The 24994-nt window shown below is 59.2% G+C and carries 23 protein-coding genes and 3 tRNA genes; 8 read left to right on the top strand and 18 right to left on the bottom strand.

Annotated features, from left to right (window positions below; all coding sequences use genetic code 11):
• Window positions 1-9 precede the first annotated feature (9 nt).
• Window positions 10-978, bottom strand: a complete 969-nt coding sequence (locus GO988_RS09255; protein ID WP_157564471.1) for a hypothetical protein — start codon at window positions 976-978, stop codon at window positions 10-12.
• A gap of 97 nt (window positions 979-1075) precedes the next feature.
• Here GO988_RS09255 and GO988_RS09250 point away from each other — a divergent pair, with 97 nt between their 5' ends.
• Complete coding sequence (locus GO988_RS09250) at window positions 1076-3316, top strand: S9 family peptidase (protein ID WP_157564469.1); 2241 nt, start codon at window positions 1076-1078, stop codon at window positions 3314-3316.
• Window positions 3317-3443: 127 nt separating this feature from the next.
• A complete protein-coding gene (locus GO988_RS09245) occupies window positions 3444-4061 on the top strand; it encodes a porin family protein (protein ID WP_157564467.1) in 618 nt (205 codons plus the stop codon).
• Window positions 4062-4130: 69 nt separating this feature from the next.
• Here GO988_RS09245 and GO988_RS09240 read toward each other — a convergent pair whose 3' ends face one another.
• Both GO988_RS09240 and prmC read right to left on the bottom strand, forming a co-directional pair.
• Window positions 4131-5228, bottom strand: a complete 1098-nt coding sequence (locus GO988_RS09240) for an alkene reductase (RefSeq protein WP_157564465.1) — start codon at window positions 5226-5228, stop codon at window positions 4131-4133.
• A gap of 170 nt (window positions 5229-5398) precedes the next feature.
• A complete protein-coding gene (gene prmC / locus GO988_RS09235; RefSeq protein ID WP_198172594.1) occupies window positions 5399-6259 on the bottom strand; it encodes a peptide chain release factor N(5)-glutamine methyltransferase in 861 nt (286 codons plus the stop codon).
• 100 nt (window positions 6260-6359) lie between these two features.
• Between prmC and ribD the strand changes: the two genes are divergently transcribed.
• The gene (ribD, locus tag GO988_RS09230) at window positions 6360-7421 is read left to right on the top strand and encodes a bifunctional diaminohydroxyphosphoribosylaminopyrimidine deaminase/5-amino-6-(5-phosphoribosylamino)uracil reductase RibD (protein ID WP_157564461.1); all 1062 of its coding nucleotides are present in this window, start codon (window positions 6360-6362) and stop codon (window positions 7419-7421) included.
• A gap of 73 nt (window positions 7422-7494) precedes the next feature.
• Here ribD and GO988_RS24400 read toward each other — a convergent pair whose 3' ends face one another.
• Window positions 7495-8382 carry a TerB family tellurite resistance protein gene (locus tag GO988_RS24400; protein ID WP_157564459.1) on the bottom strand — a complete coding sequence of 296 codons (888 nt, stop codon included), beginning with the start codon at window positions 8380-8382 and terminating at the stop codon, window positions 7495-7497.
• Window positions 8383-8640: 258 nt separating this feature from the next.
• Between GO988_RS24400 and GO988_RS09220 the strand changes: the two genes are divergently transcribed.
• Window positions 8641-8715, top strand: a tRNA-Val gene (locus tag GO988_RS09220).
• A 522-nt stretch (window positions 8716-9237) separates the two neighbouring features.
• Here GO988_RS09220 and GO988_RS09215 read toward each other — a convergent pair.
• Window positions 9238-9597: a hypothetical protein gene (locus tag GO988_RS09215; protein WP_157564457.1), complete on the bottom strand. Its 360-nt coding sequence runs from the start codon at window positions 9595-9597 to the stop codon at window positions 9238-9240.
• A 46-nt stretch (window positions 9598-9643) separates the two neighbouring features.
• Window positions 9644-10948: a PAS domain-containing protein gene (locus tag GO988_RS09210; protein WP_157564455.1), complete on the bottom strand. Its 1305-nt coding sequence runs from the start codon at window positions 10946-10948 to the stop codon at window positions 9644-9646.
• Window positions 10949-11082: 134 nt separating this feature from the next.
• Here GO988_RS09210 and GO988_RS09205 point away from each other — a divergent pair, with 134 nt between their 5' ends.
• A complete protein-coding gene (locus GO988_RS09205; protein ID WP_157564453.1) occupies window positions 11083-12258 on the top strand; it encodes a hypothetical protein in 1176 nt (391 codons plus the stop codon).
• A gap of 31 nt (window positions 12259-12289) precedes the next feature.
• On the opposite strand, the gene coaE is transcribed toward GO988_RS09205, so the two are convergent.
• From coaE to GO988_RS09165, 8 genes are all read right to left on the bottom strand, one after another.
• Window positions 12290-12895: a dephospho-CoA kinase gene (gene coaE / locus GO988_RS09200; RefSeq protein WP_157564451.1), complete on the bottom strand. Its 606-nt coding sequence runs from the start codon at window positions 12893-12895 to the stop codon at window positions 12290-12292.
• Window positions 12896-12991: 96 nt separating this feature from the next.
• Window positions 12992-13462 carry a hypothetical protein gene (locus GO988_RS09195; protein WP_157564449.1) on the bottom strand — a complete coding sequence of 157 codons (471 nt, stop codon included), beginning with the start codon at window positions 13460-13462 and terminating at the stop codon, window positions 12992-12994.
• Between the two features lies 1 nt (window position 13463).
• A complete protein-coding gene (gene yajC / locus GO988_RS09190) occupies window positions 13464-13799 on the bottom strand; it encodes a preprotein translocase subunit YajC (protein ID WP_157564447.1) in 336 nt (111 codons plus the stop codon).
• Window positions 13800-13910: 111 nt separating this feature from the next.
• Window positions 13911-14417, bottom strand: a complete 507-nt coding sequence (locus GO988_RS09185; protein WP_157564445.1) for a DUF1573 domain-containing protein — start codon at window positions 14415-14417, stop codon at window positions 13911-13913.
• 69 nt (window positions 14418-14486) lie between these two features.
• The gene (locus GO988_RS09180; RefSeq protein ID WP_157564443.1) at window positions 14487-15491 is read right to left on the bottom strand and encodes an isocitrate/isopropylmalate dehydrogenase family protein; all 1005 of its coding nucleotides are present in this window, start codon (window positions 15489-15491) and stop codon (window positions 14487-14489) included.
• A gap of 73 nt (window positions 15492-15564) precedes the next feature.
• A complete protein-coding gene (locus GO988_RS09175) occupies window positions 15565-15876 on the bottom strand; it encodes a YtxH domain-containing protein (RefSeq protein WP_157564440.1) in 312 nt (103 codons plus the stop codon).
• Between the two features lie 45 nt (window positions 15877-15921).
• Window positions 15922-17124 carry a transcription antitermination factor NusB gene (nusB, locus tag GO988_RS09170; protein ID WP_157564438.1) on the bottom strand — a complete coding sequence of 401 codons (1203 nt, stop codon included), beginning with the start codon at window positions 17122-17124 and terminating at the stop codon, window positions 15922-15924.
• A gap of 95 nt (window positions 17125-17219) precedes the next feature.
• Window positions 17220-18314 (bottom strand): Glu/Leu/Phe/Val dehydrogenase dimerization domain-containing protein, encoded by a 1095-nt coding sequence (locus tag GO988_RS09165; protein ID WP_157564436.1) that lies wholly within the window; start codon window positions 18312-18314, stop codon window positions 17220-17222.
• Between the two features lie 257 nt (window positions 18315-18571).
• Here GO988_RS09165 and GO988_RS09160 point away from each other — a divergent pair, with 257 nt between their 5' ends.
• Window positions 18572-20365: an ABC transporter ATP-binding protein gene (locus GO988_RS09160; protein ID WP_157564434.1), complete on the top strand. Its 1794-nt coding sequence runs from the start codon at window positions 18572-18574 to the stop codon at window positions 20363-20365.
• Between the two features lie 109 nt (window positions 20366-20474).
• Here the strand turns inward: GO988_RS09160 and GO988_RS09155 are convergent, their stop codons facing one another.
• Window positions 20475-20897, bottom strand: coding sequence for a T9SS type A sorting domain-containing protein (locus GO988_RS09155; protein ID WP_157564431.1), 423 nt, complete (start codon window positions 20895-20897; stop codon window positions 20475-20477).
• Between the two features lie 201 nt (window positions 20898-21098).
• Here GO988_RS09155 and GO988_RS09150 point away from each other — a divergent pair.
• Window positions 21099-21175 (top strand) — tRNA-Pro (locus GO988_RS09150).
• Between the two features lie 123 nt (window positions 21176-21298).
• Window positions 21299-21372: transfer RNA gene (locus GO988_RS09145), tRNA-Pro, on the top strand.
• Between the two features lie 44 nt (window positions 21373-21416).
• Here the strand turns inward: GO988_RS09145 and GO988_RS09140 are convergent.
• The 3 genes from GO988_RS09140 to truA form a co-directional block, all read right to left on the bottom strand.
• Window positions 21417-21938: a GyrI-like domain-containing protein gene (locus tag GO988_RS09140; protein WP_157564429.1), complete on the bottom strand. Its 522-nt coding sequence runs from the start codon at window positions 21936-21938 to the stop codon at window positions 21417-21419.
• A 112-nt stretch (window positions 21939-22050) separates the two neighbouring features.
• Window positions 22051-23841: an ABC transporter ATP-binding protein gene (locus GO988_RS09135; protein ID WP_157564427.1), complete on the bottom strand. Its 1791-nt coding sequence runs from the start codon at window positions 23839-23841 to the stop codon at window positions 22051-22053.
• Window positions 23842-23921: 80 nt separating this feature from the next.
• Window positions 23922-24677: a tRNA pseudouridine(38-40) synthase TruA gene (truA, locus tag GO988_RS09130; protein ID WP_157564424.1), complete on the bottom strand. Its 756-nt coding sequence runs from the start codon at window positions 24675-24677 to the stop codon at window positions 23922-23924.
• Between the last annotated feature and the right edge of the window lie 317 nt (window positions 24678-24994).

Here is a 24994-nt window from a genome sequence, read left to right as displayed (position 1 = left end):
CCCGCAAAGCTAGAGTGGCTTTTTGGACGTGCGAATCTGCACCTGGAGGCCCGAAGTGCTGCTTACCACGTACAGCAGCCCGTACTGGGTAGGAAAAGGGCTCGAAGTGCTGGCCGAGATACGGAAGGCGTACACGTCGCCCACCGTGAGGCCCGGCAGCGTGCTAATGCCGGGCGCCGCAAACAACTGGCGGATGCTCAGCGTGTCGGTTACGTTGAGGAAAGTGGTGGCTGTGAGCGTAGTCTTTGCAAACCGGGTGCGCACGCGGTTGGCCATCGGCCAGGTCGCATCGTTCAGGCGGGGTGCCACCAGCGCGTCGGGCGAGGCAAGGCTACCGTCGGCAAGCAGAATGACATCGGTCAGGCGCTGGAGTTCTGGCGCCTTGGCCACCGTGAAGGTGGGTAGGGCCAGGCCCGATTTGAGGTCGATGAAGCGGCGTGCGCCCGGCCCAATTGGCGGCGTATTCAGCCGCAGGGTATAGTCGTTGTATACCAGCGTCGAGTCAGCACGGCGCTGACTGATGATAAATGTGCGCGACACCGTATTGCTCGCCTGGTCGGTTACTTGGTAGGTCCAACGCTCGGTGCCGGTGCTGGTGCGTGCGCCGTACACATTGGTAAACAGCAGCTCGGTGGGCAAAGCCGAGGTGCTAGAAGTCGCAAACGCCGAGTCGAGGTACACTATCTGCTCGGTGGCGGGCGTCACGCTGGCAAACATGAACGAAGTAATAGGGCTGGGGTAGGCGTAGGGCGCGCGCCGCGGCGAGTAGTCTACGGTGATGCGCAGGTGCGTGAGGCCTGCTGGGCGAGCGCCGGTATCGTCGATGTAGAGGCGGGTAGCCAGCGTATCGGCGGGGCCAGCCGCGCGGTTGCCCGAGGTAAAGCGCGTCGAGCCAATAAAATACAGCTTGAGCGGACCACTGGTTTTGGTGCAGCCCACCAGTGCCGTGGCCAGTAAAAGAAAGAGCAGAAATCGCATAGAGTACAAAGGTCGGCAGCCCGGCGCGGACGCGCCGCGGCCCGGTCTGGAGCCTAACGCGCAACTTCGCCTACTTATTCCGCTTCTTTCGGCTCTTATGCATTTTCGTTCTTTAGCGCTCGCCTTGTGGCTGGCCGTGCCCGCCCCGGTGGCTTTCCTACCCGGCCACCTGCTGGCCACCGCCCAGGCCCAGCAAAAACAAGCCATTACGCTGGCCGACATCTGGGCCCGCCCTACCTTTCAGCAGGCGAGCGTGCCGGGCTTCGATTGGCTCCGCGATGGCCGCTACTACGCCGCCCTGGGCCGCGACGGCAGCCTGATGCAGTACAGCGCCACTACCGGCCAGCCCACCGCTACCCTGGTGGCCGCTAGCGCCTTGCAAGTGGCGGGCCGGCCGCTCACCGTCGATGGCTACCGCTTCAACGCCGACGAGCAAAAGGTGCTGTTCAGCACCGATACCGAGCCCATTTACCGGCATTCGGCCAAGGCTACGTATTACCTCTACGACCGCCAGACGCAGCAGCTGTCGCCCCTAAGCACGGGCGGCAAGCAGGGCTACGCCACGTTCTCGCCCGATGGCCGCCAAGTGGCCTTCACGCGCGACAACAATCTGTTTGTGAAAAACTTGGCTTCGGGCCAGGAAACGGCCGTGACTACCAACGGCGTGCATAACCAGCTCATCAATGGCTCGGCCGATTGGGTGTATGAGGAGGAATTTGGCTTTGCGCAGGGCTTTTTCTGGTCGCCCGACAGCCGGCACCTGGCCTATTATACCTTCGACGAAAGCCAGGTACCCGAATACGATATGCAAGAGTGGGGCGGGCTCTACCCCACCGAGTACCGCTTCAAATACCCTAAAGCCGGCGAAAAGAACTCGGTGGTGAGCGTATCGACCTACGACGTGGCCAGCGCCCGCACCGTGCGGATGGACGTGGGCCCCGAGCCCGACCAATACCTGCCGCGCGTGCAGTGGACGGCCGTGCCGGGCACGCTCAGCATTCAACGGCTCAACCGCTTGCAGAACAAGCTCGAAATTTTGCATGCCGACGCCAGCACCGGCAAAACGCAGGTAGTGCTGACCGATACCAATGCCGCCTATGTCGAAATCAACGATGACTTGAAGTACCTGGCCGGCGGCAAGCAGTTTTTATTCACCAGCGAAAAAGACGGTTACCAGCACCTCTACCTGCACGATATGAGCGGCCGGCAGGTGCGGCAGCTCACCACCGGCAACTGGGAAATATCGGCCGTCAATGGCTTCGACCCCAAAACGGGCTACGTGTACTACACCAGCACCGAGGGCTCGGCGCTCCAGCGCCACCTCTACCGTATCAACCTGAGTGGCAAGGGTAAGCAGCGCCTCAGCGACGCTGGCGGCGGCACCGATGTGGTGAACATGAGCCCCGACACGCGGTATTTTCTCAATACGCATTCCTCGGCCGGGGTGCCGGCAGTGGCAAGCCTGCGCGAAGGCGCCACCGGCAAGCTAGTTAAAACCTTGGCCGACAACGCCAAGCTGCGCCAAACACTGGCTCAATATGACCTGGGCAAGTTCGAGTTTTTTACCTTCAAAACGTCGGAAGGCGTGGAGCTAAACGCCTGGATGCTAAAACCCAGCAACTTTGACCCCGCTAAAAAATACCCGGTGCTCATGCACGTGTACGGCGGCCCTAGCTTCGGCACCATCAGCACCCAAACGGTGCTCGACAATGCCAATGGCGGCACTTCATTTCAGAACTATCTCTGGCACAACATGCTGACTGAGCAGGGCTACCTTGTGGTGAGCGTAGAAAACCGGGGCACGTCGGGCCGCGGCGCCGCTTTCCGCAAGGCTACTTACGCCAACTTGGGCAAGCTCGAAACCATCGACCAGGGCGAGGGCGCCAAATACCTCGCTACCCTGCCCTACGTGGACAAGGCGCGCATCGGCATTTGGGGCTGGAGCTACGGCGGTTACATGACGTCGCTGGCCATGACCAAGAATGCTGACCTGTTTAAGATGGGCATCGCCGTGGCGCCGGTCACAAACTGGCGCTACTACGACACGGTGTACACCGAACGCTTTCTGAAAACACCCCAGCAAAACCCGGCCGGCTACGACGATAACTCGCCCGTCAGGTTTGCCCAAAACCTCAAGGGCAAGTTCTTGCTCGTGCACGGCACCGGCGATGACAACGTGCACTTCCAGAACTCCATCGCCTTCGTGGATGCCCTCATTTTGGCCAATAAAGATTTCCAAACGCTCTATTACCCCAACCGCAACCACGGCATCAATGGCGGCAACACCCGCCTGCACCTCTACCGCCAGATGACGGAGTTTATCAAGGCCAATTTGTAAGAGTTGTTTGGGTTGATAAAACTTCCCTACCCCCTTCCTAAAGACGTCGCGGCAAACCCGGCCCAATTGAAGGGGGTATGCGCCGCCAGTATCTTTGCGCAGTTGATTTTAGCTCAAATATATTACCATGAAAAAAATTCTTCTTCCTATACTAATACTAGCTAGCATTGGCGAGGCGCAGGCCCAGCAAGTGCATTTTGGCCTGAGGGCGGGCGTGTCGTTCGCCAAGTTTGTGGGCCCCGATGCAGTATACAATAACCAGGAATATCGCACGGGATTTAATGCCGGAGCTTTGGCCAAGGTCGATTTCTCTGACCATTGGGCACTGCAACCGGAACTCATGTATTCCATTAAGGGCACAAAGCAGACTTTTGATAATAGCCCTCTTTATGGGAATGGCGCAGCTCTTTATCAGCGCTTGAACTACGTAGAGCTGCCGGTTTTAGTAAAATTTACTACCCACCACGTGTTTGCCGAGGCTGGGCCCCAGCTAGGGACCTTGGTTGGTGCCAAGCAAATCCTGGAAGATGGCTTCGGCACGGAGGAAGCTCGCAATAAAGAGCAATTTCGCACGCTGGAAGTGGGCTACGTGCTAGGCTTGGGCGTGCAGGATACCAACGGCCTGCTCCTGGGCGTGCGTTATAACGGCAGCTTTGCCAGCGCCTACCACCAGGATTTGGCCGCGCAGATACGCAACAGCGCTTTCCAGATTTACGTGGGCTACGTTTTCGGCACCCACGAATAAGCAAAAAGGCCGGCACTGCCGACGCCTAAGCGTCAGCAGTACCGGCCTTTACCTTGCTACCTCTATGCCTTACTTGGTAGCCTTGGCGTAGTCGGTGTAGCCTTTGGCGCCGGGCACGTAGAAGGTGTTTTTATCGCCTTCGGCCAGGGGCACGTGCTGGGCAAAGCGCTCTACCAGGTCGGGGTTCGAGATGTAGGGCGTGCCAAAAGCCACCAGGTCGGCGTCGCCATCGGCAATCACTTTGTTACCCTTTTCCTCGTTGAAGCCCCCGTTGATGATGAGCGTACCCTTATACAGCGGGCGGTAGCGCTTGGCAATGTGCGGCTCGGCGTGCGGGTTCTGGCTCACGTCGGTAAACGGCTCGGAGAGATGCAGATACGCCAGGCCGTAGTCGTTGAGGCGCTTGATGATGTAGTCGAACGTTGGGATGGTTTCGGCGTCCAAGGTCATGCCAAACAGGCCTTCGAGCGACGGGTTGAGGCGGGAGCCCACCTTACCCAAGTCTACGCCGGCCGCCTGCATGGCGTCGAGCACTTCGAAGAAAAAGCGGGCGCGGTTCTCGATAGAGCCGCCGTACTCGTCGGTGCGGTGGTTGGACGTGCCGTTGAAAAACTGGTGAAACAGGTAGCCGTTCGATGAGTGGATTTCCAAGCCATCGAAGCCGGCGTCCAGGGCATTTTTAGCGGCCTGCACGAAGTCGGCCACGGTTTGCTTGATTTGCGCGGTCGTCATGGCCGCGGGGGCCACCGTTTCCTTAAAGCCGGCGGGCGTATATACTTGGCTGTGCGGGTTGAGGGCTGAAGCCGACAGTGGCAGGCGGCCATCGAGTAGGTCGGGGTGCGACATGCGCCCCACGTGCCAGATTTGTGCGAATATCTGGCCGCCCAGCCCGTGCACGGCGCTGGTTACGCGCTGCCAGCCAGCTACTTGCTCGGGCGAGTAGAGGCCGGGCACGTTGATATAGCCCACTGCCTCGGGGCTCACGTAAACGCCCTCCGAGATGATGAGGCCCGCCGTGGCGCGCTGGCTGTAATATTCGACCATCAGGTCGTTGGGCACGGTGCCCTCGTTGTCAGCGCGGCTGCGCGTCATGGGGGCCATCACGACGCGGTTTTTCAGGTTTAACTTATCGGAGTGAAAAGGGGTCAGAAGCGGTTGCTCAGCCATTGGTAGCGAGGTAGGAATTTAGTAAAAAAGCCTTTCTAGGCAGAAAGTAGTCTACAAGCCTTACCCCCTCCTTTTTGTTTGATGTTGCTACATTATTTCTTCCACAAAAACATTTACCACCTTCTGCCAGCAGGTTGCCAGCACTCAGCCACAACGAATACACCTTGGCGCTAGCATCGCCAGGCTCGCACAAAGCGCGTGCGCCCCAAAAAGTCGGGCAGCACGGCTACGTCCTCATACACCGCGGGGCCAAACAGTGAGGCCGTTTCGGCACCCAGCCCCTCGTTGATTTCCAGCCAGATGCTCCCCCCCGGCCGCAGCAGCACGGCCCCTAGCTCGGCTAGCCGCCGGTAAAAGAGCAGTGGGTCGTTATCGGGTACAAACAGGGCGGTGGCCGGCTCCCAAGCCAGCACATTGGGGCGCATGGCAGCACGCTCAGCCTCGCGCACGTAGGGCGGGTTGCTCACCAGGATGTCGAGGCTGGCGGGGGGTAGGGCCACGGGGCTATGCTGCAAAATATCGAGCTGCTCCAACTCTACCAGCGGTGCATACTCGGCCGCGTTGCGGGCCGCCACCGCCAGCGCCGCGGCCGAAATGTCAACGGCCAGCACTTGCGCTGGCGCCGGCAGCGCACGGGCCAGCGCAATGGCCAGGCAGCCGCTGCCGGTGCCCACGTCGAGCAGGCGCAGGCCCGGCCGCTGGGCGTAGGCGCGGGCTATTAGCTGCACCAGTTCCTCGGTTTCGGGGCGCGGAATGAGGGTAGCGGGGGTCACGGCCAGCTCCATGCCCGCAAAGTGCGCCGTGCCCAGCACGTACTGCACAGGCTCGTGGGCCAGCAAGCGGGCTTGCAGGGGGGGTAGGCGCGCCTGCACATCGGCCGGTACTGGCGCAGTAGCCTGCATGCGGCGCTGCAAGGGTGTGAGCCCCAGCAGGTGCTCGGCTACTAAGGCGGCCAGCGCTTGGGCCTCTGGGGTAGGGTAAATATCTTGCAAGGCGTTGGCAAGGTCGGCGGTGAGCTGCTGGGTAGTCATAGGGCTGCAAAGATGGCCGCACCCGGCCGTTGCCCCACGGCGCAAACTCGTTTTACCGAATAGCTTTACGCTCCCCACCAGCGTCGTACCTTTCTTCTCTATGCCTCTGCCCGACGACTCGCTGTACATGCGCCGCGCCCTCGACCTGGCTGCCTTGGGCACGGGCTACACCTGCCCCAACCCCTTGGTAGGCTGCGTGGTAGTGGGCCCTGGCGGCACCATTATCGGCGAGGGCTACCACCAGCAATACGGTGGCCCACACGCTGAAGTAAACGCCCTGGCCAGCGTGGCCGACCAAGAACTACTGCGTCAAAGCCGCGTTTTTGTGACGTTGGAGCCCTGCGCCCACCACGGCAAGACGCCTCCCTGCGCCGATTTGCTCATTGCCAAAGGCGTGCCCGAAGTCATTGTTTGCAACGACGACCCCAACCCGTTGGTGGGGGGTAAGGGCCTGGCCAAGCTGCGCGCAGCCGGCATCCAAGTCAGCACCGGGCTGCTGGCCGAGGAAGGCCGGCAGCTTAACCGCCGCTTTTTCACGTTTCAAGAAAAAAGCCGGCCTTATTTGGTGTTGAAGTGGGCTGAGTCGGCCGATGGCTTCCTGGCGGGACCACATTTCCAGGCAGTGCAAATCAGCGGGCCGCAGGCCCAACTCCTTACCCACCAGTGGCGTACCGAAGAGGCCGGCATCTTAGTAGGCACCCGCACGGCTCTGCACGACAACCCTCGCTTGAATTCGCGCGAGTGGCCCGGCCCACAGCCGACTCGCCTCGTCATCGATAAAAACTTGTGCCTGCCGCCCAGCCACCACGTGCTCGATGGCTCGCAGCCCACCATTATCTACACCCACCGCGCGCGCACTAGCCAACCCAATCTTACCTACGTAACGCTGCCCTTTGCGCCGGCCGGAGCGCCGCCCTCGCCCGATTTGCTGCCCGCGGTGCTGGCCGACCTGCATCACCGCGCCATCCAATCGGTGCTGGTAGAGGGTGGGCCCACGGTGCTTAGCGCACTCATCAACAGCAATGTATGGGATGAAATCCGGGTGTTTCGCAGCCCCCGTCGGCTCGAGCGCGGCATTGCCGCCCCCCGCATGGGCCTGCGCGGCTGGCAAAGTCGCGAAAAAGTAGGCCCTGATGACTTGTTCACTTACCTCAATCGCTAGCTACACTATAAAAAAGGACTCCCAACTAGGTTGAGAGTCCTTTTTTATTATTAATGCTTCAATAAGGCTATGCTTAGCGGCCGCCGAATAGGCCGCCAAGCAGGCCGCCCAAGCCACTGCCCATTAGGCCGCCACCGCCCGCGCTACGCGGCTGCGAATTGGGCTGCCCGCCTAAGCCGCCCAGCACCGACATAATGGAGCCCAAGCCGCTGCCGCCCAGGGAACCCTGCTGCGGGTAGTTGCTGGCTTGGTTGCCACCGCCAAGCAAGCCGCCCAGCATACCACCGCCCAACAGGCCGCCGAGCATACCGCCCAGGCCACTGCCGCCGCCCAGGTTGCCCATAGCGCCACCCAACAGGCCGCCTAGGCTGCCACTCTGGCTCTGAGGCTGGCCGTAGCTGCTGTTATTGCTACCCCCACCCATTACGCGCGAGATGACCATGGGCGCTACTACCCCCAGCAAGCCTGCCATTAGCGCGCCCTTTGGAATACCTACGTTGCTCAGCTTATCACCGATACCACTCAGAAAACCTTGCTTGCCTGGGTCCTGCGGGTCGTGGGGCACATTAGCGGCTTGGTCTACCACCGTTTCGAGGGTTTGTTTTTGCTCTTGGTTTACGCCGAGGTAAGCCGCCATTTTATCCACCATTGCCTCCTCCTCGTTGGAGTATGCACCGTCGGCGCGCGCAAAGCTGATGAGGTCGGTGATAAGCGAAAAGCGCAAGTCGCTGCCTTTCAGCTGGTCCAGGTTTTGCTGAATACTTTGGTTGGTAGCGTCGCTGGCAGCGGCTACTACTTGCTGGGCGCTGCCCTGCGACAAGCCAGCTTGCTGCGCCATGCGCTGCAAAAATTCTATTTCGGTAGCCGAGGCTTGGCGGTCGGCCGTGGCTAAAGAAGCAATCGCACTCAAGTAAGCCGTTTTCTCGGCTTCCGAATAATTCTGCAAAAGTTGGTTTTCCATGTGGAGAAAAGCAATAAGATGAGTAAAAGGGGCGCTAGCGCGCCAGCCAGTAGCCTAACGGGAACTTTCGATTTGCGTTGCCCGCTCCGGCAATGGAGAGAAAAGGCATTTTTAAGCAAAATTTTTATTCCTGATTCCTAATTCGTTACCCAACCCATCTCCTGTTTCGCCCCTCCCGCAACCGTTTTTTTAGGCACTACGTTTGGCAAATTCAAAAAATTGCCCCACATTTGTACTCCCAAACGGGCACAACCACTCGGGAGATTAGCTCAGCTGGTTCAGAGCATCTGCCTTACAAGCAGAGGGTCACTGGTTCGAACCCAGTATCTCCCACGTTAATAAACACCCACTTAGCTGCAAAGCTGAGTGGGTGTTTTGCTTTTGGGCTGGTGCCGGTGAGCTAAGTAAGCTCACGCAACGGCTCTTATTTTAAAAAACAGGCTAGTAGCTGGTCGAGCTAGAGTCCTTCTATCAAATCAGCAGAAAAAAGCCTTACTGGTGGTAGACGGGCCATACGATTACTGAAGCAGTAGTGGCTAATTGCGCGCTGCCAGTACAAGAGGCCAGTTTCCTACCCCCTACTGAGCGCCAAAGCTAGTAGTAGCTATCGAGTGGTGCGGCCCCGCCACACCGCCGGCCCCGCAGGGGCCCGGTGCTGGGCTGGCACTGCGGGATGCATATGCCGCCAAAGCGCCCAAACCAAGCCTAACGCCCCAAAGACGATTAGCAAAATATAAATGACCCGGTTTTGGCGCGCGGGTATTTCGTTTTCTTTCATGGCGATGCGGGGGCCCGGCTAGCTGGTGCGCTTGCTCAACGGGGGTAGGGCGAGGCAGGTTGCCCAGTGCCAGTGATTTAGCGGAGGCCCAGGCTACTTTCTAAGCCCAGTAGCACGGCCTCTATCTGGTCGGCAATGCTGTTGATTTGGTCGAGGCCGGCGCGGGCTTCTTCCATATAGCCCCGCTGGTAACGCGCCACTAGCTCTTGGCCCGTGCGCAGTTGTTGGCCCAGCAGGCGCTCAGCCTCGCGCACTTCGGGGCGGGTACCATAATCGGGCTTAAGCACCGTTTGGAGCCACTGGCCCAAAGGGCTATCGGCAAGAGAAAATAAGGAGGCTTCGGCCTCCCGCACACCGTAGAGCACTGAGCGCAGCCGCGACTTAAACAACACCTGCTTGACGCGCGCCTGCTGAAAGTCGAAGGGAGTAAGCGCCATAAGGGGATTGCTGGGCGGGCGGGGAGAAGGTGGTGAGGAAGTATTTTTAGGCCGCTGGGGCGTCGGTGGCACGCAATTGGGCCAGGGCTTGGCGAGCAAGTACCAAGTCGGTTACTTCAAAGGCAAATAGTAGGATGCCAGCTGGCACTCCCTGTTCCCGAAACGGCTGCAAGGTAATATCAACATATACCTCTTGCAATGGTTCGTTATTTCCGGGCCTGAGGCTGAGGTGCATAGTAGGGTCGCGGAAGGGCTCACCGGTGGTAAATACCCGGTCAAGCAGCTCGAGCATCCCTTGCCCGGCTAGTTCGGGCAATGCTTCGGCCACGGCCAAGCCTTGTAGTTGCCGGTGGGGAAATATCTTTTGGTGCGCTGGGTTCACAAACTCGTACTGGTGGGCCGGGCCGCGCACCACAGAAATAAAGGCTGGTACCTGCTCAAACAAGCTGCTGTACATCAGACGCTGGCTCTCCGACCGCTGGTAGGTCTGGTACGCCTGCTCGGCCAAGGCAGCCTGTTGCTCGTTGGTTTGCAGCAACTCGGCCACTAGCTGGCGCTGCTCGTGGATGTCGATGGCGCTGCCTACCCACCGCGCAATGTGGCCATCGGCCGTGCGCTGGGCCGCTGCCCGTATCAATATCCAGCGGTACTGGCCATCGTGGCGGCGCAAGCGATACTCGTGCTGTAGTGGCGCCCCGCTGGTTAGGGTTTCAACCCAGGCAGCCTGCAGGCCGGTTAAGTCGTCGGGGTGCGCCTCGGCTTTCCAGTCGCTGGCAATGAGTTCCTGCTCGGTTTTGCCAGTGTATTCCTGCCAGCGCAGGTTAAAATAATCGGGCTGGCCGGCGGGCGTATTCGTCCACACCATCACGGGCAGCGACTCGAGAATAAAGCGGCTGCGCTCCTGGCTTTCGGCCAAGGCCTGCGAGGCAGCCTGCACCTGCCGGGCCGCCAAGGTTTGGGCCGTCACATCCTGCGGGCGCTGCAAAATGTATTCGAGCCGCCCATCGGCGTCGAACAGGGGGTAGTGCGTTATCTGCCAGTACCGTTCTTCGGTGCCACCGCCCTGCTCGGCGGGGCGCGCCAAGTCGTAGCGCAGCAAGCCCATGGTGTGCGGCACCTGGTGCTGGCGCACATACTCGTGCGACTCGTTCAAGTCGCGCTGGCTCTCGGGCGCCGAGGGGTAGGCGGCAAAAATATTCTGCCCCACAGCCTGCTCGCGGGGCAGCAGCGAGGTTTGCACGTGACTGTCGGAGTTGTCCACTACCGTGCCGTCGGGCCGCAGCAAAAGAAAAGAATCAGGTAGCGTCCGAAATAGACGTTGATAATCAACAGAATGCAGGGCAGCAGGCATTAGCAGAAAGGTACTACTAGTCAGACGTGGCCTGTTTATACGGTGAGTTTGGGCCAATGGCTGCGCTTACCCCGGCCGTTTGGCCCGGCAGCTGCCTCCGGCTGCGTAGCGGGGGTAGGCGTAATTTTGCCACTATGCCGTTACTCGAAGTTCAGACCGCCCGCCAGCAGCAACAATTTTGCGACCTGCCCCACCGCCTGCACCGCCACGCGCCTGCCTACATCGGGCCGCTCGACAATGAGGTAGACGCCGTATTCGACCCTGCTAAGAACCAGCTATTTGCCGCGGGTGGCGTGGCCCAGCGCTGGCTGCTCACTACGGCGCAAGGCGAGGTTAGCGGGCGCATTGCGGCGTTTGTTAATCCGCTTACCAGCACCGCTACAGATGCGTCGCTGCCCACGGGGGGGGTAGGCTTTTTTGAATGCATCGACGACCAGGCGGCGGCCAACCAGCTCTTCGATGTGGCCAACCAGTGGCTACAGGCGCGCGGCATGCTGGCCGTAGATGGGCCCATCAACTTCGGCGACCGCGACCGGTTTTGGGGCGTGCTCATCGATGGCTTCGACCACGAGCCCAACTATGGCATGTTCTGGCACCCAGCCTATTACCAGGCACTATTCGAGAATTACGGTTTTCAGCTGTACTTTAAGCAATACACCTGCCACCGCCCAGTGCACCTGCCTCTGCACCCCAGCTTTCATCAAAAGCTGGCGAGTTTCGAGGCCGATGGCCACTACCGTTTTGCTTACGCCCGCAAGGCCGAGCCCGAAAAAATGGCCCAGGATTTTCACCACGTGTATAACCTGGCTTGGGGCCGCCACGCCGGCGTGAAACCCATGACCCTCGAGCAGGCCCGCCACCTCGTGCAGCAGATGAAACCCGTGCTTGATGAGCGCCTATTGGCCTTCGCTTACCACAACGACCAACCAGTGGCTTTTTTCCTGAGCTTGCCCGAGCTTAACCAGATTTTCAAGCACATCGGCCATCGGCTCAACCTGCTGGGCAAGCTGCGCTTTGTGTGGCAGCGCTGGCGCTACATGAAGCGCACCGACAAGAAGCTCCTCGGCATTATTTATGGTGTTATTCCTGATTATCAAGGCAAAGGCGTAGACCAGGCCCTGCTTACCTGGGAGCAGAAGCGCTTCATCGAAGCGGGCTACCAAAACATCGAAATGAACTGGATTGGCGATTTTAACCCCCGCATGCTCGTAACCACGCGCAGCATCGGCGCCAAAACTATCAAAACCCACGCTACTTACCGCAAGCTATTTGTAGACCGGCCGTTCGAGCGCTACCCCATCATTCGGTGAGTGGTTGGTTTTCAAAAAGGACGCCCTTTTTCTACTGCTTACCCATTGCCCGAAACGCTGCATCCAGGGCCAGCACTTGGGGCAGCACGAGCTGCGAGTCGTCGTTGTACACTACGTAATCGGCGCGTTGCAGCTTCTCCTCTTCGCTAAGTTGCTGGCCCATAATGGCCTGCACATCGGCCAGCGAGCGGTGGGCATCGCGGCGCAGCACCCGTGCCTGGCGCACTTCGATGGGCGCAAATACCGTGATGATGCGGTCGAGGGTTTGGTAGGCCCCCGACTCGTAGAGCAGGGCAGCTTCCTTTAAAATGTAGGGGTAGCCGGCGGCGGCTTGGGCGGCCGTCCAGCTAGCAAAGTCGGCCCCTACCCGCGGGTGTACCAAGCCATTGAGCTGCGCCAGGCGCCCGGGGTCGCCGAAGGCCTGCTGCGCTAAGTAAGGCCGGTTGAGTTGGCCAGCGGCATCGTAGGTGCTAGGGCCAAAGGCGCCGAGCAACTGCTCACGCAACAGCATATCGTTGGCCATCACCCACTTGGCGCGGCTATCAGAGTCGTACACCGGCACGCCCAGCACAGCAAACAGCTGCGCTACCACGCTCTTGCCCGAGCCTATTCCGCCAGTGATGCCGATACGGAGCATGTTGTGTAAGTAATTAAGAATTAGAAACTTGATTACCTCTAGTTTGTCAATCTGCCTCGTCCGGCTCCGCCTGCTAAGTCACTAAGTCACATTTTGTCAATTTTCCCTTTCCTGAAGCGAGTCGCCGCCCGGCACCAGGTAGAAGGTGGCCGAGTCGGGGGGTAGGCTTACGAGGCGCATGGTGCCGAGGGCCCGGCGCAGGGCGGGCCGCAGCGGCGAGCGCGGCGGCGGAGTGCCTGGCAGGCGCAGCCGAACATCCGCAGGCAGGGGGTGCAACCCCAGCACCCGGCTCAGCAGGCGCCAGCCGTTGCCTCGCACCTCAATGGCGATGGTGGGGGGTAGGGGCCGGGCCGGATGGTAGCGCAGGCGGCTGTAGTGCCAGCTTACGGGGTAATTGAGCGAGGCAGTGTAGTTCCTGCTTAAAGCGCGCACCATCCACAACGTACTGGCAATGACCAAACAAGCCAGCACCGCCCGGTAAAAGCTGGCTTCTTTGCCTACTAGGGGGCGCAGCAGCCGACGCAGCACCTGGGCCGCCCGGCCCGGTTTGGCCGGCGCGGGCTTCATGCTAGGCGTTGGGCGTTGGGGTAGCGCCTTCGGCGGCGGGGTTGCCCGCTACCCGAGCCACGGCGTTGCGGTCGAAGCGCAGGCGCTGGCCGCGCTCTACTTCGAGCAGTACGGTTTCGGGGCCTACTTCTACCAGCAGGCCGTGCAGGCCGCCGATGGTAACTACCCGCGTGCCCTTCACCAGCGACTCGCGGAATGACTTGGCCTCCGCGGTTTTGCGCTGCTGCGGCCGAATCATGAAGAAATAGAGCACCAAACCAATGGCTACCGGAAACAAAAACTGTAAAAAGCCGCCACCCGCTGCTGGGGTTTGAAGCAAAAGAGTCAAGAAGGTCATAATCGGGAGAGATTGGGGTGAGAAGCAGGCAAGGTAAGCCAGTGAAAGTGGGCAGGAAGCGCTGGGCAGGGTAGCATGGCCCGCGGCCTTACCCCCTCCCAGTCCGACTACCTACTTAGGGGTCAGTACGTTGCCTTTAATATAGATGGTCGTAATGCCCGGCTGGGTATTGGCCCGCACGTTCACTTCTTTGCTAATGAGGCCCTGCTTGCCGCGGCTGTCAAACTGCACTTCTAGTTCGCCGGGCGCGCCGGGCGCAATGGGGTCCTTGGTCCAGTTGGGGGTAGTGCAGCCGCACGAGGCAGTGGCATCGGCAATGAGCAGCGGCGTTTTGCCCGTATTGGTGAACTTGAAGGTGTGGTGCACCTTGCTATCAGGCTGAATATCACCGAAATCAAATTCCTTTTCGGCAAAGGTCATCACCGGTGCGTTGGGGTTGGGCGCCTCGGTGTCACTGGCTACGTTCGGGTTGTCGATGGTGGGGTTGGCCCGGGCATCGGCGGCTTCGTCGGCAGCGGCGTTCATGCCCTGGGTGCCGGCCTCGGTGTTTTTATCGCGGTTGCAGCCAGTAAGCAGCAAAGCTGCTACGGCTACAGAGTAAACAACATGACGGAACATATACACAGTAGCCGGCCCGGCTAACGGCCGCGGGGTGCGACCAGCCGAGCCGGCTATTTTTAAAGGTCTTTACTTAAGCTTGTCGATGATGTACTGGGCAAATTCGGTGGTCGAAGCTTTGCCGCCCAGGTCGCCGGTGCACTGGTCTTTGTTGAGCAGCGTCTCGTTCAGGGCTTGCTCGATGCGCTCGGCGTAGGACTTTTCGCCCAAGTGCTCTAGCATCATGAGGGCCGAGCGCAGTAGGGCGGTAGGGTTGGCTTTGCCCTGGCCCGCAATGTCGGGGGCCGAGCCGTGCACGGCCTCAAAAATGGCCAAGTCGTCGCCGATATTGGCGCCACTCACTACCCCCAGGCCGCCGACCAGGCCAGCGCAGAGGTCAGATAGGATATCGCCAAACAAGTTGGTCGTCACAATCACGTCGAACTGCTGCGGCTTATTAACCAGCTGCATGCACATGTTATCGATGATGCGGTCGTCGTAGAACGTGACCTCCGGAAACTCGGCCGAGGCTTCGCGGCAGGCGTCAATCATGAGCTTACCGGCTTGCTTCAGAATGTTGCCTTTGTGCGCCAGCGTCACGTGCTTGCGGCCGTGCTTGGCGGCATAAGCAAACGCGGCACGGCAGATTTTGCGGCAGCCCACTACCGTGTTGCGGCTGATGGAATCGGCAATACCCAAGCGCTCGTCCCACAGCTCTAGGCCAGCATACAGGCCCTCCGTATTTTCCCGAAATAGCACCAAGTCAATGCCTTTGAAGGGCGTTTCAACACCGGGCGTAGTCTTGGCGGGGCGCACGTTTTGATAGAGGTCGTATTTCTGGCGCAGCGTGATATTCACGCTCCGAAAGCCCTTGCCTACCGGCGTCGTCACGGGCCCTTTGAGGCCCACCCGGGTTTTCTCCAGCGAGTCGAACAGCGTTTGGGGAAGCAGCTGGCCGCTTTCTGCCAAAGCAGTTTCGCCGGCGTTGTGCGTTTCCCACTGCACGGGCACTTGGGCGGCAGTGAAGATATCGACAACGGCGCGGGTGATTTCCGGGCCAATCCCGTCGCCGGGAATTAGGGTTACGAGGTGCATAAAAGGGGTAGTGAGGTACGGCAGCCGAATAAAAACGGCGGGTGAGCTGCCAAGCAGCCCACCCGCCGCGAGGTTAGTTGATGGCGCGCCGCGAGTTTATCTGGCTGATAAGTTGGTCTACATCGCCCAGCAATTGCTCGGCTTTGCTCTTAGCGTCTTGAATGACGCGCTGGCCCTCGCTCTTAGCCGACGAAGGCGTACTATCGCGGCTCGTGACGAGGCTTTCGGTAAGGTCGGCCAGCACCGAGCGGTATTTTTCGAGCTGGTAGCTAAGCCAGGAACGGGTTTCGCGGCCAGTCTCGGGGGCGTAGAGCAGGCCGATGGCGGCGCCTGCGAGGGCTCCGCTCGTGAAGCACAACAGTCCGGTGGTGGTTTTGCTAGCCATAGGGGGATAGGGTGGTGAAAGGAGAGGGGAAGGGAAGAGAAACAACTACTGGTTGTCCAGCAGTCCGCGGCCCGATTTGCGAATGTCGCCGCTGGCGGCCAAGTCCTGGGCCAGTTTATCGAGCACTCCGTTTACGAATTGTTTGCTCTTTGGGGTACTGTACAATTTGCTTATTTCAATGTACTCGTTGATGGTTACTTTGACGGGGATACCGCGGAAAAGCTGCATCTCGCATAGGGCCATCTTCAGGATAATCTTATCGAGCAAAGCTACCCGCTCCACGTCCCAATTCTGCACCGAGTCGGCAATAAGCTTCTCCGATTTGGCGTCGTCGTCGAGGGTTTGCTTGTAGAGTGTTTCGGCGAAGTCGCGGTCGTCCTGCCAGTTGGCGCTCAGGTTCATCAGTTCCTGCTTTTCATCGGCGGCGAAGGGCAGCATTTTCAGCGTCTTCAGCACCAAGTTGCGCACGATGGGGCGGTTTTCCTCCCAGTTCAGGTCGTTGCTTTCCAACCAGCGGGGTAGGGCTTCGCCCTTGAATACGAAGCTCTTGTAGAGGTGCCGCAGCAGCTCCATATCGGTTTCGTAATCGGTTTCTTCGAGACCCGTGTTTTTGCCGTCCAGGTAAGCCTGCACGGTTTCGTCGGGCTTCATTTCCTTTTGCCAAGCTTCGCGCAGGGCGTCGAGTTCCTCGGCGTTGTCCCACTGCAACTTGTGCTTGATGGTGGTTTGAACTAGCTGCTCGTTTTCACGTACTTTTTGGAAAGCTGCGTTGCTAAAAAGCCGCGCTGTACCTTCCACTTCAAAGCGCGGGCCGGTGAAGCGCCGCGCCTCGCGCTCATTGTCTTCGGTAATCAGTTCAAGCAGCGCCTGCGGCATATTCAGCAGGTGCAGGTACTGGTCATGAATGCTTTCGGCGCCATGCATAAGCTGCCCGCCGTAGAAAGAATTTTCACGCTGCACCATTTTTTGGTAGTAGGCAATGGCATCGCTCACGGCGGCGGCCACTTCCTTGTCATCGGAGCCCGAGTCGGGCATTTCGCCGGTGCGGTGCCAGTCGCGCAGCTGCGCTTCGCCCAGCTTACGCTGGCCTTCGAGCAGGCGGCGGTCGGGGGCGGCGGCGGCAGTCAGGTCGGGCTCAAACGCCGCCGCAATGCGGTCCTGGGCCAGCAGCAGGTCGGCGGCTACCGCTTGCTGGTAGGCATAAAGGGCCTGCATGACTTTGATGCGGAGAAGACGGCGGTTTAGCATTTTTTTGGAATTATGAATGATGAGCTAGGAAGTAAAAATTGGTTGTCATCGCCTCGCTCGCCATGACAACCAATTTTTACTTCTTTTACTCTCCTTTAGTACGTCGATTTTACTTTGCCCACGGCCGCGATGCGCTCCTGGGCTTGTTGAATGGCGGCCGCCTGGGGGTGGCTGCCTTCCTGCTCGGCCCGGTTGAGAACTTGCAGGGTATAATCGTAAATTTTTTCGGTTTGGGCGAGGGCACCTTGGCGGCTGGTACCCACCACCTCGGAATACACATTAATGAGGCCGCCAGCATTTATCAGAAAATCAGGCGCGTACACGATGCCCCGGCGCACGAGCTCGGGGCCGTGTTCGTTCTCCTTAGCCAGCTGGTTGTTAGCGCAGCCCGCAATAACGCGGCACTTCAACCGGTCGATGGTGTCGTGGTTAATGGTAGCCCCCAGCGCGCAGGGCGAGTAGATGTCCACGTCTTGGTCGTATATTTCCTCCATGCCCACGGCCACGGCGCCGAAGCGGCTAGCGGCTTCGTAGGCGCGCTCCTCGTAGTAGTCGGTGAGGATGAGGCTGGCGCCTTCCTTCTGCAAGTGTTCGAGCAGGTACGTGCCCACGTGCCCTACCCCCTGCACTGCAATGCGCTTGCCGGCGAGGCTATCCGAGCCGAAGGCTTTTTTAGCGGCGGCCTTCATGCCCATGTAGGTGCCGTAGGCCGTCACGGGCGACGGGTCGCCGCTCCCCCCCATGCTTTCGGGCAGGCCAGCTACGTGCTTGGTTTCCATGCGGATGTACTCCATGTCCTTGGTGGTCATGTTCACATCTTCGGCCGTGATGTACTTGCCGTTCAAGTTGTTGACGAAGCGACCGAACTTGCGCAGCAGGGCCTCGTTCTTCAGCTTTTTAACGTCGCCGATAATCACGGCTTTGCCGCCGCCTAGGTTCAGGCCCGAGATGGCGGCCTTGTAGGTCATGCCGCGCGAGAGGCGTAGCACGTCGTGCAGGGCCTCGGCCTCGTTGGCGTAGTGCCACATGCGGGTGCCGCCCAATGCTGGGCCCAGCACGGTATTATGAATGCCGATAATGGCCTTGAGGCCCGTCTCGTGGTCGTGGCAATACACCACTTGCTCGTGCTGAAATTCGGCTACCTGCTCAAAAATAGAAGCCGGGGCCTGGGTTGGCGCGTCGAGTACCATAAAAGTATGAAACTGGGAAAAATGGGTGGGAATGGGAGGGAAGAGTAGGGTGTAACTTTGTTAGCTAGCGTAGGTTGCCAAGTTGAACGCGGGGAGGCATCTGGAGCTTTACTACCGTAGCAGCTTTGCCCAGATGCTTCCCCGCGCTCAGCCCAACCAACGTAAGTTGTGCTAGGCTGAACGCTGTTGCGGCCGCAAAAGTACCCGTTTTTTTTCGGTTGAGGCTGGCTTTTCTGGCCCCTACCCCCCTCTTACTCATGCCCACCCGCGCCCTCGCCGCCGTTAATCCGCATATCTTTCGCTACAAATGGCACTTCCTTGGCGGAGTCCTTTTTGTGGTTTTGAGCACGCTGCTGACCATTTTTCCGGCCCAGCTCGTGCGCTACTCTTTCGATTTGGTGAATGAGGGCATCGACCTCTACCACCTCTACGCGGGCACGCAGGCGCAAGCGGGCGTGTACCAGCTGTTTGGACGCAACGTGCTGTTTTACGGCATGTTAATCATCGTGCTGGCGCTGCTACGCGGGATTTTTCTGTTTTTTATGCGCCAGACGCTCATTGTGATGTCGCGGCTCGTCGAAAATGACCAGAAAAACCAGATTTTCCAGCACTACCAATCCCTACCCCTCAGTTTTTACCGCCGCCACAGCACTGGCGACCTCATGTCGCGCATTTCGGAAGATGTGGGGCGCGTGCGGATGTACCTGGGGCCGGGCATTATGTACTTTTTGCAGCTCGTGCTGCTGTTTGTGCTAGTGGTACCGCTGATGCTATTAGTTAATGTAAAATTAACGGTGCTCACCCTCCTACCCCTGCCCATTTTGTCGGTCAGCATCTTCTACGTCAACAACCTGATTGAAAAGAAGTCGGACGATATTCAGAAGGCACTGGCGGCCATGACCACCTTCACTCAGGAGGCGTTTTCGGGTATTCGGGTGCTCAAGTCCTTTGTGCGGCAGCAAGATTCCTACGAGCAGTTTCAGGTATCGACCGACGAATACAAAAATAAGTCCTTGAGCCTCAACTTTGTGAACTCGCTGTTTTTCCCGCTGATTATGTTTTTGGTGGGCATCAGTACCATCGTCACGGTTTGGGTTGGCGGGCAAGAGGTTATCCGCGGCACCATTACCACGGGCAGCATTGCCGAGTTCATCATCTATGTTAACCTGCTGACCTGGCCGGTCACGGCGCTGGGCTGGACGTCGTCCTTGGTGCAGCGCGCCGAGGCGTCGCAGGTCCGCATCAACGAGTTTCTGGACCAGAAGACGGACATTATTTCGCGCCGCAATGTGGCCAAGGAGATTGCTGGCGACATCGTATTCGACCACGTTTCCTTCACATATCCCGACACCGGCATCCGGGCCCTGCGCGACGTGAGCTTCCGCATCAAGCCCGGCCAAACGCTGGCCGTAATTGGCAACACCGGCTCGGGCAAGAGCACCATTGCCGCGCTGCTGTGCCGGCTCTACGATGTCACGAGCGGTGACATTCAAGTAGATGGTGTGGATGTGCGCGACTACGCCCTACCCTCCCTGCGCGAGCAAATCGGCTACGTGCCGCAGGACGTGTTTCTATTTTCGGACAGCATCCGGCACAATATCAACTTCGGCCTCGACCACGCCGACGAGGCGCGCATGGCGCAAGCTGCCCGCGATGCCGACGTGTACGAGAATATTATCCGCTTTCCCGAAGGCTTCGACACGAAGGTGGGCGAGCGCGGCATCACGCTGTCGGGCGGCCAGAAGCAGCGCGTGAGCATGGCCCGCGCTTTGGTGAAAGAACCCAAAATCTTGATTCTAGATGACTCGCTCTCGGCCGTCGATACTAAGACCGAGAATGCCATCCTCGACAGCCTACAGCGGGTGATGAAGAACCGCACCAGTCTCATCATCTCGCACCGCGTGAGCTCGGTGAAGCTGGCCGATGAAATATTGGTGCTGGATGACGGCCAGATAGTGCAGCACGGCAGCCACGCCGCCCTCATGGCCGAGGCTGAAGGCCTCTACCGGGCCCTCTACGAGCGGCAATTACAGACCGAAGACGTGGCGTAACGATGCTTCCGCTTATTTTTCAACTTAAAAAAGCCCCGCTGTATTAGGCACAGCGGGGCTTTTTAATAAGTTTTTGTGCACTGCAGAGGCAGTGCTCCGTGGCAGCGGGCTACTGGCCCAGTTGCACTAGGCGCGTGCCTTTTTTTTCACCCGCGGTGCAGCGCACCACGTAGGGGCCAGGAGCCAGCGCCCGCACGTTGAACGAGACGGGGGTAGTACCGGCAATCACGTTTTTGGTGAGCACTGGGCGGCCCTCCTGGTCGTTAATTTCGATGCGGGTAGGGCCCGGCGCGTCGCACTTCACGGCCAATGAATGACCAATGGGGTTGTATTCAGCCTTTATTTTTAAGGCGTTAGGGTCGGCAGGGGGAGTTACGGGGGCCAGCGGAATGGGTGCGGGTGCCGCACCAGCCACCGGGGCCGCGCTAGCTGCCGGAGCAGGGGTAGCCGGAGTAGCCGCGGGAGGCGTAGTCTGCGCGTGCAAGGCTACAGGAGCCAGCAGCCCGCCAGCCAAAATAAGGATGTATTTCATAAATGGTACTGATTTGCGGGGCACAGATTTCTTGAGTAAAGGTAAGGTGAAGACGGCTATCGCAACTACTGCGCCAACCGCTTCTTAAGGCTCCTTAATGCAGTGGCCCTACCCCTGCTTTCGGTGCCAAGCCACAAAAAAATCTGAGCCGGCTTGCACCATTCGGCTTTTTAGCCCTACCTTTGTCACTCCAATCTCCCTCGGGGTGTAGCGTAGCCTGGTATCGCGCCAGCATGGGGTGCTGGAGGTCGTAGGTTCGAATCCTGCCACTCCGACCAGAGGGATTAAGTTGCCCCCACGAAAAAGCCCCCGACCTTCGGGTCGGGGGCTTTTTCAGGCCAACTTTTTTCCAGATTGGGTTTTTCGATAAGGCGGGGCCGCCCCCACGGCCCCGTTTCTTTCGGGGTGTAGCGCAGCCCGGTAGCGCGCGTCGTTCGGGACGACGAGGCCGTAGGTTCGAATCCTGCCACCCCGACATTATCAGTAAAAAAGCGCCTTTCTAGCAGAAAGGCGCTTTTTTTATTTCACTCCTACTCGCAAGGCGCTTTGTTCACCGGGACCAAATTCTTCGAGATAAAAGGGTTGGCTTATCAGCTTTAGGTCTTTGATGCGCTGCTGAGCGGCGGTGTAAAGCTTGGCTGGAGCCAACAGGTAGCTGGTATTGGGCAGCCGCACGGCCACCACGCGGCGGCCAGCGGGCACCACGCGGTAGCGCCAGCCAGCTGGTAGGGTAGCGGTCGTATCAGGCACCCTGAGGCCGATGAAGGCGCGAATAGTATCGTGCGCCGACTCGGGGTTATTGTAGTAAAGATTGGCTAGGGCGTGGGCCGTGGGCTGGGCATCGTAGCGCAATTTTGCCTCGCGGAATAGCTCGGCAAAGCGCTCGTCCTGCACTTGGCCCTGGAAGGGCTGCCCCGCTAGCAGCACGGGGGTAGGTGTGGTTTCGAGGGCTACGGTGGGGCTGTGCAGCCCGCCTAGGTAAGCGTAAATGCCCAGGCCAATGGCCGTGAAAACAAGAACGAGAGGAAAGAGAAAGCGCATATTTTACGGTAGTCCTTGCGAGCAACGCGAAGCAAGCGCAATTGAATGAAATCGCGCGGCCATTATCGTGCGGGGGCGATTACTTTGCGTTGCTCGCAAGGACCAAAACTACTTATTGTTCGTTGTTAACTGATACCTGCTCAGCACTCTTGTACTGCATGCGGTAGAGCTGAGCATAATAGCCGCCGAGGCGCAGCAATTCGTCGTGGGTACCCGTCTCCTTGATTTCACCACGGTCGAGGACGATGATGCGGTCGGCCTTCTGAATGGTGCTGAGGCGGTGGGCAATAACGAGCGCCGTGCGGCCTTCCATCAACTTCTCGATGGCTTCCTGAATCATCTCCTCCGTCTCCGAATCGACGGACGACGTGGCTTCGTCGAGCACGATGACGCGGGGCTCGTACACCAAGGCCCGCACGAAGCTGATGAGTTGGCGCTGGCCCACCGAAAGCGTAGCGCCGCGTTCCATCACGGGGTAATCGAGGCCGCCGGGCAGGCGCTCGATGAAGCGCTGGGCGCCCACGAGTGCAGCGGCCTCCCAGATTTTGGCGTCGCTTATCTCCTTGTTGCCCAGCGTAATGTTATCGCGAATGGAGCCCGCAAACAGGAATACGTCTTGCAGCACTACTCCTATCTGGCGGCGCAGCTGGCTAAGGTCGTATTCGCGCAGGTCTTGGCCATCAACCCGAATGTGGCCTTGTTGAATGTCGTAAAAACGACTTAGCAGGTTAATAATGCTGGTTTTGCCCGCGCCGGTGGCACCCACGAAGGCCACTGTTTGGCCTGGCTGCACGTGGAAACTGATATTTTTAAGCACCCACTCGGGCTCGTTGTACGCGAAGGAAACGTGGTCGAACTCGACCTCGCCGCGCAGCGGCGGTACGGGGGCGGTGCCGGAAGTAGCCACCAGATCGGCGTTATCGAGCAGCTTGAGCAGGCGCTCGGTGCTTACTAGGCCCAGCTGGAGGGTATTGAAACGGTCAGCAATCTGGCGGATGGGCCGGAAAAACAGCGCGTTATACATGATGAACGCAATGAGCGCGCCCTTCGAGATGGTGCCTTCAATCTGGCCCTGCGCGGCGTACCACACTAGTAGCCCTACCCCTATGGCGCCGAGCACCTCGGCCACCGGAAAGTAGATGCTATAGTAGAGCACCGACTTGATATTGGCCTTGGTGTGCTCCTGGTTTATTGCCTCAAACTTGCGGTACTCGCGCTCCTCGTTGTTGAAAATCTGGACCACATTCATGCCCGTAAGGTGCTCTTGCACAAACGAGTTGAGCTTGGCTACGGCATTACGCACTTCCTGAAAGCTACCCTTCACTTTTTCCTTGAAGACGTAGGTGCTAAACAGCAGCGGCGGAATGACCGAGAGGCTGATGAGCGCCAGTTGCCAGTTGGTCCAGAACATGAAAATCATGAGAAACACGATTTGCAGCAGGTCGCCGACCATCGCCGCTAGGCCCTCGCTGAACACGTCGGCCAGGGTTTCGACGTCCGAAATGTTGCGCGTTACGAGCACGCCAATGGGCGTGCGGTCGAAGAAGCTGAGCTTGAGGCTGAGCAGGTGCTTGTAGAGGTCGGTGCGGATGTCGCGCACGATGTACTGGCCCAGCCAGCCGCCGTAGTAGGTCTGGAGGTAACTCACGAGCGTGTGCACCAGCAGCAGCGCCACCAGCCACAACGACGAGCGGTTGAGGCCCGCCCAGTCGTTGTTATTGATGTCTACATCCACCATGCGCTGGATGAGCGCCGGGCGCACCGTACCCAGAATGGCCGTGGCGAAGGTCAAGATTATCAGCCCAATAAATACGCCCCGGTAGGGCTTCACGTAGGCGAGCAAGCGGCGCAGCACCTGCCAATCGAAGACTTGGCCGGTTTTGGTAGCAGAGGTTGGGTCCATAGAGTAGGGTAGTAACAAAGGTCAGCCAGGTTCGTTCTGGAGCGGGGGCAGAAGGCTGGGTTTCCTTCCCTACCCCTCCCCTATTCCTCGGGCACAATGCCCGGCTCGTAGTCCACTTTGCTCAGAAACAAACCTTTGGCCGGCGCCGCGCCACTAGCCGCGATGCGCTGCTGCCGGTGCAGCACCTGCTGAAATTCGAGGGGGGTAAGCTTGCCCCGGCCCACATCGAGCAGCGTGCCCACCACCAGCCGCACCATGCCGCGCACAAAGCGGTTGGCCTTGATGCGAAATACCAGCCCGCCCGGCGCCGGGTGCCAGCCCGCCTCGTAGAGGTAGCAAACGTAGTGGCCATCGTCGCCCTTCACCTTCGAGAAAGCCGTGAAATCGAACTGCCCCACCAAGTAGGCGGCGGCCTCGTTCATAGCCGCCACGTCGGGGGCACGGTCGAGGTACAGCGCTTGGTCGCGCCGAAATGGGTCGGGCCGCAAAGCCACCACGTATTCGTAGGTGCGAGCCTCGGCCGAAAAGCGGGCGTTAGCCTTCTCGCCCACCTCGTGGATGCGGTAGACCTGCACATCGGGGGGTAGGGCACGGTTGAGGCGGTAGCGCAACAGGTCGAAAGTCATTTCGGGCGGAAAATCGGCCTTAAAATGGGCTACTTGGTGGCTGGCGTGCACGCCAGCATCGGTGCGGCCGCTGCCTAGCGTGTGCACCGGCTGGCGCAATACTTGGCTCAGGGCTTTGTCGAGGGCAGCCTGCACAGTGGGCACGCCCGGCTGCACCTGCCAGCCGCAGTAGGCCGTGCCGTCGTAGGCAAAATGAATAAAATAGCGCATGCACCACAAAAGTACCGCTCCGGCTGCCGCCACCGCCGGCTGCCCTACCCCCCTAGCGCCGGAAGGCCTCCGCTACGCAGAGGTAGCGGAGGCCTAAACGCACATTTTGCAGAAAGAGGCGAATACGTAGCAATTCGCTCAAAGCGTTGAACGCACTGGTTTTCGGCTTGCTAGTGGGAGCAGCAAAGTTGTTTCATAGTGTAGAAGCGGCAGCGTTCCCTAACAACGAGTGACCAAGCTCGAGATTTATTGCAAAAGAAGGCGGCAAATCTGCGGGTTTTAAGCGTAGAAATACCTCATTTTTATTAAGCCCCACT

This window comes from Hymenobacter ginkgonis, from assembly GCF_009755225.1.
GTDB classification, from domain to species: Bacteria; Bacteroidota; Bacteroidia; order Cytophagales; family Hymenobacteraceae; genus Hymenobacter; species Hymenobacter ginkgonis.
This window is presented reverse-complemented; position numbering and strand designations above follow the sequence as displayed.